The sequence below is a fragment of the Ferruginibacter yonginensis genome (genome assembly GCF_042651465.1).
GTDB lineage: Bacteria > Bacteroidota > Bacteroidia > Chitinophagales > Chitinophagaceae > Ferruginibacter > Ferruginibacter yonginensis.
The window spans coordinates 766,703-779,195 of the sequence record NZ_JBHSCZ010000002.1; the positions used below are offsets into that span (position 1 = coordinate 766,703).

Annotated in this window: 5 protein-coding genes; 2 read left to right on the top strand and 3 right to left on the bottom strand. The window is 36.3% G+C overall.

Going from position 1 to position 12,493, the window contains the following annotated elements; translation table 11 throughout:
• Window positions 1-260 precede the first annotated feature (260 nt).
• Both ACFOWM_RS10610 and ACFOWM_RS10615 read left to right on the top strand, forming a co-directional pair.
• Window positions 261-8,867 carry a PKD domain-containing protein gene (locus ACFOWM_RS10610; RefSeq protein WP_379709743.1) on the top strand — a complete coding sequence of 2,869 codons (8,607 nt, stop codon included), beginning with the start codon at window positions 261-263 and terminating at the stop codon, window positions 8,865-8,867.
• A gap of 73 nt (window positions 8,868-8,940) precedes the next feature.
• On the top strand, window positions 8,941-9,969 hold the full coding sequence (locus ACFOWM_RS10615; protein WP_379709746.1) for a PorP/SprF family type IX secretion system membrane protein: 1,029 nt from the start codon (window positions 8,941-8,943) through the stop codon (window positions 9,967-9,969).
• Here the strand turns inward: ACFOWM_RS10615 and ACFOWM_RS10620 are convergent, their stop codons facing one another.
• Genes ACFOWM_RS10620 through ACFOWM_RS10630 form a run of 3 tightly spaced genes read right to left on the bottom strand, consistent with a single transcriptional unit; the run spans window position 9,970 to window position 12,460 of the window.
• Window positions 9,970-10,494, bottom strand: a complete 525-nt coding sequence (locus ACFOWM_RS10620) for a hypothetical protein (protein ID WP_379709748.1) — start codon at window positions 10,492-10,494, stop codon at window positions 9,970-9,972.
• A gap of 12 nt (window positions 10,495-10,506) precedes the next feature.
• Entirely contained in the window at window positions 10,507-11,094 is a 588-nt protein-coding gene (locus ACFOWM_RS10625; RefSeq protein WP_379709750.1) for a glutathione peroxidase, read from the bottom strand.
• 1 nt (window position 11,095) lies between these two features.
• Window positions 11,096-12,460 (bottom strand): aldehyde dehydrogenase, encoded by a 1,365-nt coding sequence (locus ACFOWM_RS10630; RefSeq protein WP_379709752.1) that lies wholly within the window; start codon window positions 12,458-12,460, stop codon window positions 11,096-11,098.
• Window positions 12,461-12,493 lie beyond the last annotated feature (33 nt).

The window sequence follows — 12,493 nt, forward strand, 5'->3', positions numbered from 1 at the left end:
CTATCCGGGCTAGTTGCAACAGTTGTAACGTACTTCACCGCTAAACCCGTCACCGTATTTTTAACAATAAACAAAGTGGTATTTACTCAATTTTTTTAAAAGCCGCAATTCTTATCCACCTAATACAATTTTCAAAATAATTGTGCGTTCAACTTAAGGCAATACGTATGTCATCAACAAATACCCTAAACATTTGTTGACACCAAAACAACTTACCAAAGCCGCATAGCACTGTTTCGTAAAAGACCTTACGGTTGCTTATGAAAAAACTTTTACTCGTTATTTTAAGCGTTTTGTATTTTGTAACATCAGATGCACAATCTATTGGTTACACTGGCGATACAAGTTTTTGTGTGGGAGGTTCCAAAACATTAACGGCCCTTGGCACAGGTGCTACGCCAATTGCATGGCAATATTCACCAAACGGTAATGCACCTTGGGTTACGCTAAGTAATGCTAATAATTTTATAGCTACCAATGCAGGCGCCTACCGCTTAGCAGATGCTACCATTACCAATTTTTTTGATACCGTTTTTTTAACGCAAAGTCCATTGCCTGTTGCAGCTTTTTCATTTACACCATCTACAGGTTGTGGCAGAACAACGGTACAATTTACAAACACATCATCTATTCCGGCACCTGATAGTATTATTAGTTATCAATGGAATTTTGATGATGGTTCACAATCAACTTCAGCAAACCCGTCACATCAATTTTTTCCACCACCTGCTGTAGCAAGTGCACAAACTTATAATGTTCAATTAGTGGTAACATCTAATAATGGGTGTACCGATACTATTGTTCACCCTGTAACTATCGTTAGTGGTCCTGATGCTACTTTGGGCGGTTCGCCTATGCCTACACCTTTTAATGGTCAACTTTATTTTATTCAATGTAATACCACCAACCAAGCCACCCTTACATTTTTTAATGTTAGTGCTACTGCCGCTGTAAACTCAAGCTACACCATTATTTGGGGCGATGGTACACCAAACTATACCAACAATAATTCGTGGCCATTAGGTGCAGCCGGACAAATAACTCATACTTACATGGTAGGTTTATATAACCTTACATTTATTGTTGGTACGCCAACTGGTTGTGTTGATACTACAGTGTATAAAGTATTTGTAGGTAGCAACCCTACAGGTTCTATTAGCTCACCAGGTAGCACCATCGGTTGTACGGGTAACACTTTTTCTTTTCCATTTGCTAACATTCAAAATAACCCACCCGGTACAGAATATTTAATTTTTGTAAACGATGGTACTGATACAGTGCGTTATACGCAAGCCAACGTTCCTGCAGTATTTACGCATACATTTAACCAAACAAGTTGTGGTGTGCCGCCAAGTAACACTTTTGCAGTATCATATTTGTTTAGAAATCCTTGTGGTGAAACACCCGGTTTTATTGGTGGTATCAGAATTTCAAGAAAATCAAGGTCTATATTTAGCGTATCGCCTAGTGATACAGTTTGTCAAAATACCATCGTTAATATTAACAGTGTTGGCGATTTAGGTTCATCTGTTCCAAACATAGGCAGCGGCCCATGTACCAATGGTAAAGTATTATGGAAAATTACGCCAAGCACAGGCTGGACAATCGTTTCTGGAACTTTGGGTAATGATAATGGTTTTCCTTTAAACCCCGATGCATGGACGAGTGGTGCACTCAACCTACAAGTTATTTTTAATACACCTGGTTTTTATGATGTACAATTAATATCAGGTACAACATTGTGTGGGTTCGATTCAACTACTCGTCGTATTTGTGTAAATCCTCAACCCATAGCTAATTTTAATGTAAACCAATCTATTGGTTGTGCACCTTTACTCGTAAATACCATCAATACAAGTAATACGGTAGCTAATTGTGGCGCCAATACTTTTAGTTGGAATGTAACCTATACACCAACGGCAGGTTGTTTACCTAATACGAGTAATTATGTTTATTTAAATGGAACGAGTGCAACTTCGGCAAACCCTCAGTTTCAATTTAATAATCCGGGTGTGTATACTATTAGTTTAATAACTATAGCACCCCGAGCTGCTTGTTCTTCAGCAGTGGTAGTACAACAAATAATTGTGAAAGGAAAGCCACAAGCGGCAATAGCAAGTATACCCAATACTTGTGCAAACCTTACTGTTGTGCCTACACTCACCACAAGTTGTTATGTAACCAATGCAACATATGATTGGACATTTACTGGTGGCACACCTAGTATGGCTAACACACAAAATCCTGGTGCAGTTACGTTTAATAACCCCGGTACTTATGCCATAAATGTGGCAGTTACAAATGAGTGTGGTGTTACAAACGCAACGCAAAACGTAATCATTAAACCAGTGCCAACTGTACAACCAACTGATGATAAAACTTATTGTGCAGGCGCTGCATCTGGCAATATTAATTTTACAGGAACCATACCTGGTACTGTTTTTACATGGACGAATAATAACACTACTATCGGTTTAGGAGCAAGTGGTACGGGCAACATACCATCTTTTACTACAACAAACAATACAACAGTACCCAAAGTAGCTATGATAATAGTTACACCTACTTTTAATGGATGTGTAGGTGTAAAAGACACTTTTTACATTACTGTTAACCCAGTACCTATTATCAATGTCATACCAAACCAAAGTTTATGTGAAGGGGCCAATACTACCGCAATAAATTTTTCAGGCAATATTGCAACAGCTGTATATAGCTGGACGAACAACAATACAGCAATAGGTTTAGCAGCAAATGGTACAGGTAATATACCTTCATTTACAGCCATCAATAATACCAATGCACCTATAATAGCTACCATTACTGTTACAGCAACGTACAACAATGCAGGGCTAACTTGTAATGGTAATACAAGAACGTTTACTATTACAGTAAACCCAACGCCTACCTTAACACAACCAAATGATATAAGTGTTTGTGCCGGAACTAATGTGGTAAGTACATCCTTTACAGCAACGCCTATAGGTACAAATTTTAGTTGGACGAATGATAATATCAACATTGGCTTAGGTACTAGTGGTAATGGTGCTATACCTGCATTTACTGCCACTAATAATACCAATGCCCCTATCACAGCAAATATTATTGTAACACCAAATTATGCTGGTTGTGTAGGCAATGCACAATCTTTTACAATCACTGTCAATCCATCTCCTGTAATTAATTTTTCAGCGGTCAATCAAACTATATGTTCTGGTACAACAACCAATGCAATAAATATTAGTACGGCAACTGCCGGTGCCACCATAAGTTGGGTATGTAATCCACCTACGGGCATTACTGGTGTAATTACAAGCGGAAGTAATGTAATACCTACACAAACATTGATCAATACTACTAATGCACCTATTACAGTTAATTATATAGCAACAGCAACTACATCTGGCAATAGCATCTGTAGTGGACAATCAGCTACCTATAGCATTATTGTGAATCCTATTGCTAATGTTGCTTCAATTGTTGATAAAGTTTATTGCAATAATGCCAACAGTGGCAACATTAATTTTTCAAGTACCATAACAGGCACAACTTATAATTGGGTGAATGATAATACTGCAATTGGTTTAGCCGCAAGCGGTGTAGGAAATATTAATAACTTTTTAGCAACCAATGCATCTTCTTCACCCATAACAGCTAACATTACTGTTACACCATCTTTTACCAATGCAGGTGTAACATGTACAGGCAATGCACAGTCATTTTCTATTACCGTTAATCCATCACCCAATGTGGTGCAACCAACCAATCAAGTTATTTGTAATGGGGCATTAACTTCGGCAATACTATTTAGCGGCTCAACCAATGGTACAATATATAATTGGGTGAATAATCAACCAAGTATTGGGTTGCCGGCAAGTGGCACAGGCAACATCGCATCTTTCACTGCAGTTAATAATGGCACCATACCAGTTGTAGCCTCAATTACTGTAACACCATCTTATACAAATGCTGGAGTTACTTGTACGGGTACGCCACGAACTTTCAATATTACAGTTAACCCTACCGCTACTGTAAATCAACCAGCACCAGTAACTATTTGTAATGGACAAACAAGTAGTGTGATCAACTTTAGTGGTACAGCCAATACGCAATACAGTTGGGTAAATGACAATACTAGTATTGGCTTGGCTGTAGGTGGATCTGGCGCTATCCCAACTTTTACTGCTATTAACAACACAAATACTGTAGTTACAGCCAATATAACCGTAACTCCAACTTATACCAATGCTGGTGTGAGTTGTGTTGGTAATAGTAAAACTTTTACTATTACGGTGCAACCGGCTGTAACCGTTAATGCTATCAATAATCAACAATTATGCAATGGTAGTGCCACTAGTGCTATAGTATTTTCTGGTAATGGAGTGAGCAATGTTACATATAGTTGGGTAAACAGTAATACTAGTATTGGTTTAGCTGCAAGTGGTTTAGGAAACATTACATCGTTTACTGCAACCAATACTACCAATGTAACACAAATTGCAACGATAACAGTAACACCTATCGCTAACGGTTGTACAGGAGCAGCACAATCGTTTACTATTACTGTATATCCATCGCCAGCAGCACCATTAGTTACTACACCTATTAATTATTGTGCTGGTGCAACAGCCGTTCCTTTAACGGCAACTGCTTTAAATAATCATTCTTTAATTTGGTATGCAAATGCAACAGGTGGCTTGCCATTATCAACAGCTCCAACACCCAATACCGCTACAGTTGGTATACAAACTTTTTATGTGAGCCAAATAAATAATACTACTCAATGCGAAAGCCCAAGAGCAGCTATTACTGTAATAGTAAATAATACACCACAAATAAATGTAGTATCATCAAACCCTACTAGTTGTATTGGTAGTAATGGCACAATTACCATAAACGGATTAACAGCTAATACTTTATACACAGTTCATTACACTTTTAATAATACACCGTTTAATACCAATGCCACTGCAAATGGTTCAGGACAAATTATAATCAATAATTTAATAGCTGGTACTTATAGTAATATTTATGTAACACTTAGTCAATGTAACTCCAATATTGTTTCAAGTATCACTTTAAATAATCCATTACCGCCAACTGCTCCAAGCATAAGTAATAATGGTCCGTTATGTGTAGGGCAAACCTTACAACTTACTGCAACAGCAAGTGCAACGCCAAACGTTGTATATACATGGACTGGTCCTAATGGTTTTACAAGCAATTTACAAAACCCTACAATTGCAAATATTACCAATACAATGGCAGGTGTTTATTCACTTTTTATTACGGTAAATAATTGTGCTTCAACCACTGTGTCAACCACTGTTGTAGTAAATACATTGCCAGCAAAACCTACGGTAGTAACGCCTGTGCAATATTGTATTGGTGCAACAGCTGCACCTATTAGTGCAACAGCAACAAATGGAGGTACGTTATTATATTACACTTCAGCAACAGGTGGCGTTGGTAGTACAGTTGCCCCAACACCTCCAACCAATAACATTACAACTATTAACTATTATGTAAGTCAAGTAAACAGTGTAGGTTGCGAAGGACCAAGAGACACCATCAAGGTTAAAATAAACCCAAATGCTGTGGCACAATTTGTACCTACAACAACTATTAAATGTCCACCGTTTATCATTACACCAGCCGTTATTGGTTTACAAACATATCCGCTCAATAATAGTACGTATCAATGGTATGCAAATAACATATTCATAGGAAGTGGTGCCACTTTCCCAGGATACACTATTTCAAACCCCAATGATTCAGTAAAAATTAAATTAGTAGCGCTTTCGTTATTTGGTTGTAAAAATGATAGCATTACTAAAACATTTTATACCTATGATTTACCTCAAGGAGGTTTTACATTATCGCAAAATGTAGGTTGTGGACCGCTTACGGTGCAGTTTACAAATACAACGGCTAATATCAATTCATTTACGTATTTATGGGATTTTGGTAACGGACAAACTTCTACTTCATCAAACCCTGGTGCGGTTACTTTTGCCACGAATCCAACTTATTTTGATACTACTTACAACGTTCGCTTATTTGTATATGCTAATTGTGATACACAAATAATTACTAAGCCTATTACTGTAAAATCAAAACCAAAAGCGCTGTTTGTACCTAGTACAACAACGGGTTGTTCGCCTGTTACTATTACGTTCCAAAATAATTCACTAGGCATTGTTAACCAGTATAATTGGGATTTTGGTGATGGTACCGTATTATCATCTACCAACAACAATTCGGTGCAACATACCTACAATACTGGTATTGTTGATACTTTTAGGGTGCAATTAATTGCAGTAAATAGTTGTGGTGCTGATACTGTTTATTATGATGTAATAATTAACCCTACAAATATTAATTTCAATTTAATTGTAAATGGGCCACAACTGTTTGGTTGTGCACCACATACTGTTGCGTTTATCAACAGTACCATTGGCGCTAATAATTTTACATGGAATTTTGGAGATGGCAATACACTCACTACCACAAGTGGTATTGATACTATTTATCACACATTTAATACGCCAGGTAACTTTACTGTAAGTTTAACGGCAGCTAATAGTTGTACCGATACCACTACTACAACACTCATACAAGTATTTGCAAAACCAATACCAGCATTTGTTGCAAGCACATACAATACTTGTATAGGTAACAGCATCAACTTCACCAATCAATCAACCAATGCAACATCCTATTTGTGGGAGTTTGGCGATGGTACAACATCTACCTTAGCCAACCCTACACATACCTACACAACTGGGGGTAATTTTGTGGTACGACTAACCGCATACAGTACCAATGCACCGGGTAATATTTGTGATGCATACACAGAACGAACCATCAATATTAATAGCATCACCAATGGTTCTTTATCGTTAAGTGCAAACAATGGCACTTGTGCTCCATTTAATGTAACATTTACTAATAACACATTACCAGCTGTTAGTGCTGTTTGGAACTTTGGTGATGGTACTACAGGTAATGGTAACGTAGTAAGTCATACTTATAATGCGCCAGGTATTTATCCGGTTGTATTAAATGTGTTAGTAGCTGGTGGTTGTACCTTTACTTCTACAGATACCGTAAGGGTTACAGGGCCATCAGGTACATTACAATATAATAGTGGTTATAGTTGTTTAAATGCCGTAGTTCAGTTACAAGCAACTGCAAGTAATTTTAATAATATTGTTTGGAATTTTGGTGATGGTATAAGTATTAGTTCCCCAAATCAAACGGTATACCATGCATACACCCAACCTGGTATTTATGTGCCAAGCATTACCGTTCAAAACAGTGCTTTGTGTAATTTTAATGTACCGGGTTTAGATACTATTAAAGTAGATAAAATTGTTGCAGGGTTTAAACACCAAGCTCAAGCTCAATGTGGCGTTGCGGCTGTTAATTTTACAGATACTTCTTATGCATTTTTTGGTAAAGCGAATGTTAGATGGAATTTTGGTGATGGTACAATAGGTAACGGTTTTACTACATCGCATACTTATGCAGCTGCAGGCCAATATAATGTTGAAATGATTATTACGGGTAATAGTGGTTGTACTGATACTATAGCCAAACTAATAACTGTTTCAGTTAATAGTGCACCAATTGCAACTATTGGTGGCCCAGCAACAAAGTGTATTAATGAAACAGTATCATTTACAAGCAACGTAGCTAGTGTAGATGCTATTGGCGTAATGCAATGGCAATTATCCAACGGAGCTTCGGCAATTGGTAGTAGTTTTTCTTATACTTTTATTAATGCTGGTACTTATACGTTACGATTAGTAGCAGGTACGGTTAATGGTTGTTTTGATACTACCTATCATACAATTGTTATAAATACAGCACCACAACTATTTGCCACCAATAATTTTACTTTATGCAGAGGCAATAGTGCACAATTACAGGTAACTGGTGCAAGTAATTACCAATGGTCGCCAGTGAATGGTTTGAGTTGTATTAATTGTGCCAACCCAGTAGCAGCCCCGTTAGTAAGTACAGCTTATGTAGTAAGCGCTGCTAATAGTTTTGGTTGCGTGGGTACTGATACTGTTGTGGTTACAGTATTACAGCCTTTTGATATTGAAGTACCACCTACACAAAATATTTGTATTGGTAGTACTGTACCACTCAATGCAACAGGTGCCGCTACCTATAGTTGGTCGCCAGCTCAATCGCTTAATAATGCTAGCATTGCTAACCCTATTGCTAACCCAACTGTTACGACCAACTACAGGGTAATTGGTTACGATGGCAATAATTGTTTTACTGATACAGCATATGTTTTAGTGAGGGTAGGGCAATATCCAACAGTACAATTGGGGCCAGATGTTACTTTGGCAACAGGTACGCAATTACCACTTACTACACAAATTACCAATGGACCAATTACGCAGTGGTTGTGGACTCCTAATGCTAATTTATCGTGCAATACTTGTCCGTTACCAATTGCAACCGTTAAAAAAGATATTACCTATGTAGTAAAAGTTACCAACAACTTTGGTTGTAGTGCAACTGATACGTTGAAAGTAAAAGTGTTCTGTGAAAATGCACAAGTATTTATTCCGAATGCATTTACACCAGATGGTGATGGATTAAATGATGTATTAATGGTACGTGGAAAAGGCATTACAACTGTAAAATATTTTAGAATATTTAATAGGTGGGGTGAGCTAATTTTTGAACGTACCAACTTCCCACCAAATACGATTAGTTATGGTTGGGATGGAAAAATTAAGGGCATACCAGCATCACCAGAAGTATTTGTATATACGGCAGAAGTTACTTGTGATAATGGTGCCTCGTTTATATACAAGGGTAATTCGGCAATTATAAAGTAAACCAATTTTTATGATGTGCACTATTTTTTAAAGTAGTACACATCATATTTAATATCATATTAAAATCTATATCATGAAAAATATCTACATTTTATTAGCCATTATTTTTTGTTTAAGTAGTTTTTCTACTGCTGCACAAGATTTAAATTTTTCGCAGTTTTACGAAATGCCTTTACTACGAAACCCAGCATTGGCAGGTATTTACAAAGGTGATTTACGTATAAGTGCTGCATACCGTAATCAATGGCAAAGTGTTACAACGCCTTATACATCGCAGGCACTTGGGTTAGAAACTAAGTTTGCTGTAAATGAAAATTCTGATAACTATATTGCATTAGGTTTACAGTTTACGAATGACGTTGCTGGTGATGCTAAATTGGGTAAAACGCAAATTTTACCTACACTTACTTTTCATAAATCGTTGGCTGAGGAAAGTGATACCTATTTGTCATTAGGATTTATGGGCGGGCCAGTTCAGCAACGCTTCGACGTAAGTAAATTGCAATTTGATGATCAATTTGTGAATGGTGCTTATAGCGCTAGTAATGGCACACAACAAGTTTTAACCAACACCAATGTTACTTACATAGATGCTGGTGTGGGCGTACTTTTTAGCTCAACTGTGGGTGATGGTATCAAGTATTATGTAGGTGCCTCGTTATTTCATTTTAATAAACCGAAAGTAGCTTTTGACAAAACCAATAACATCATCCTAAATAAAAAATTAATGGTAAATGGTGGTTTATCAATACCAACAAGTGATTATGATAAGTTGATTGTTTATGGCGATTACTTTACGCAAGGCGGTAGTAACCAAATGCAAGGTGGTTTAATGTACCAACATGATTTAGTGCAGCAAGATGAAGATGAAGCCATTAGCTTAGCCGCAGGTGCCATGCTTCGTTGGAATGATGCGGTGATACCCGTAGTAAAATTGAATTACTACAATGTAGGTGTTGGAATGACATATGATGTAAACATTTCAAAACTTAAAACAGCTTCCCAATTAAGGGGTGGTTTTGAGTTAACGTTAACCTACACAAACTTTTTAAACATTAGAAACAGTTCTGTTGCAAAAACCCGTTGTCCGGCTGCGTTGTAATTATTTAACTATGATATTTTTTGTGAACTGCTCAATACCATTTATATAAGGTAAAGCCGTTTGTTTTAAAATTATGTAGGTAACAACACTTAATAAACTTACTAGCAATAAAGAAGCAGCTACACCCATGTAATATTGGTTGGCTGCTTTATTTTTAAGGTATAGGTAAATTAAAATAGCTGCAATTAGTATAGCGCTGTTCACATAGATAAGTAGCTGATAATTTTGCTGCAATGATATTAGCCTTGTTAGTTCTTTTGTTTTAAGTAACTCAGGGTGTAAATCGTAATTATATGTACTGCGTATTTGTAACGGACGAATTTTTAGGTAATTACTAATACCAGCACCGGCAGTAATAAAACCATAAACCGCTAAGGGTAGTGCAAAGCCTTTGTTCCATATCGTTTTAAAAAAACCAAGTAAAATTACTGCAACTACAAATGCGATGATACCTATACTTATTAAAATAAATTGCTCATATTTAAAATGAGTAAAATAGTTTTCAATATCAGTTTTGCTAAACATATTTTATAGTTGTTATATAGTTGCAATAGCAGATGTAATTTCTTGCCCAAGCGGATTTACTGCTGCTTCAAAAAAGTGTGTTAGGTTACCTTGCTCATTTACAAGGTACTTGCAAAAATTCCAAGTAGGTACTTGGCTGTTCCAACCATTTAAATCTTTTTGTGTGAGCCATTTAAAAACAGCATGTTGATTTGTATTATTGATCACTACTGATTTTTGAGCTAATGGAAATGTAACGCCATAATTTATTTTGCAAAATTCGGCAATGGCGGCATCATCATTTTTTTCTTGTTCTTTAAAGTCATTGGCCGGAAAAGCAATGATGATTAAATTGTTTTTGTGTTGTTGGTACAACTTTTCTAAATCATCGTACTGTGCAGTATAACCACAATCAGATGCTGTATTAACAATCAATATTTTTTTGCCTTTGAATGTTTCCATCGATACGGTTTTGCCCGTTGTTAATGTAACTGATAAATCAAAAAAATTAGTTACTGCCGCTGTGTTTGATTGTAAAATGTTGCGATGAATTTTAAATAAATTCGTGAGCTTTTGAAAAATCGGATAAACAGTTTTTAAAAATTGTTGTTTGCCTGTCATATTATTTAATTGCTTTTTTAAATAAAGATAATTTACCTGTATAGGGTGGGTATTTCAAAGCTAAATCAAGCCAATTAGGTGTTTTCATAATTGCTTTTTTATGGCTAAATGTATCAAAACTAAATCGCCCATGATAATTACCTAAGCCACTAGCACCTCTACCTCCAAAAGGTAATCGATGGTTGGTTAAATGTAAACTGGCATTGTTGATACAACCACCACCAAATGGTACAGCCTTTATCCATTGTTGTTCCTCAGTAGTATTGTTGGTAAATACATACATCGCTAACGGATTTTTGTGTTGTGCAATTATTTTTAAAGCAGCTGCATCATCATCGTAAGTTATGATAGGTAAAATAGGTCCAAAAATTTCATCTTGCATAATGCCTTTATTCAAATCAGTTATTTCAATTAAGGTAGGTGCTATGTATAAATCAGTATGATCAAATTGACCACCCATTAATATTTTCCCATCTTGTAAATATTGGCACAGTCTATCAAACTGTTTTGCATTTATAATTCTTCCATAATAATCACTCTGTTGAGGGTTATCGCCAAAAAATGATTGTATATTTTTTTTTAACGCATCTATCAAAGCATCTTTAACTGAACGGTGTACCAATATATAGTCTGGCGCTACACACATTTGTCCGGCATTAGAAAATTTAGGCATTGCAATGCGTTTGGCAGCAATATCAATATGAGCATTAGCAGTAACCACACAAGGGCTTTTACCGCCTAACTCCAATGTAACGGGTACTAAATTTTTGGCCGCTAAGCTGTAAATTATTTTACCAACTGCTGTACTGCCTGTGTAAAAAACATGGTCAAATACAAAATTGTTCATCAACTCAGGTACAACAGTTGCACCATCACCTTCCACGTATAAAATATAATTTTTGTCAAACGTGCTTTCAATAATTTTTTTTATGACGGCAGCTGTAGCAGGCGCAAGTTCTGATGGCTTTAATACTACACAATTGCCTGCAGCAATGGCACCAATGAGGGGTGTTAGCAATAATTGAAAAGGATAATTCCACGGACTAATAATAAGTGTAACCCCTAAAGGCTCTGGTACTATATAGCTTTTAGATGGAAAGTTTAAAAGGTTGGTTGTTACTTTTTTAGGTTGCATCCAACTTTTTAGTTGCTTAATAGCCACACCAATTTCTGATAAAAAAAAGCCATTTTCCGTTATCCAACATTCTTCTTTACTCTTACGTAAATCTTTGTGTAAAGCTTCAAATATGTCAACTTCGTGTTGCTGAACACTTGCTTTTAATTTTTCTAACTGTGCTAATCTAAATGTGTATGATTGTGTTGCTCCAGTTTCAAAATATTGTCGCAATGCTTGTACTGACTCCATCAAAATATTTTTTTAAAGTTACGTAATCCAATT

What these genes read in the sequence shown, in the direction of transcription:
- ACFOWM_RS10610 (WP_379709743.1), top strand. Translation starts at nt 261, where the DNA reads ATGAAAAAACTTTTACTCGTTATTTTAAGCGTTTTGTATTTTGTAACA.
- ACFOWM_RS10615 (WP_379709746.1), top strand. Translation starts at nt 8,941, where the DNA reads ATGAAAAATATCTACATTTTATTAGCCATTATTTTTTGTTTAAGTAGT.
- ACFOWM_RS10620 (WP_379709748.1), bottom strand. Translation starts at nt 10,494, where the DNA reads ATGTTTAGCAAAACTGATATTGAAAACTATTTTACTCATTTTAAATAT.
- ACFOWM_RS10625 (WP_379709750.1), bottom strand. Translation starts at nt 11,094, where the DNA reads ATGACAGGCAAACAACAATTTTTAAAAACTGTTTATCCGATTTTTCAA.
- ACFOWM_RS10630 (WP_379709752.1), bottom strand. Translation starts at nt 12,460, where the DNA reads ATGGAGTCAGTACAAGCATTGCGACAATATTTTGAAACTGGAGCAACA.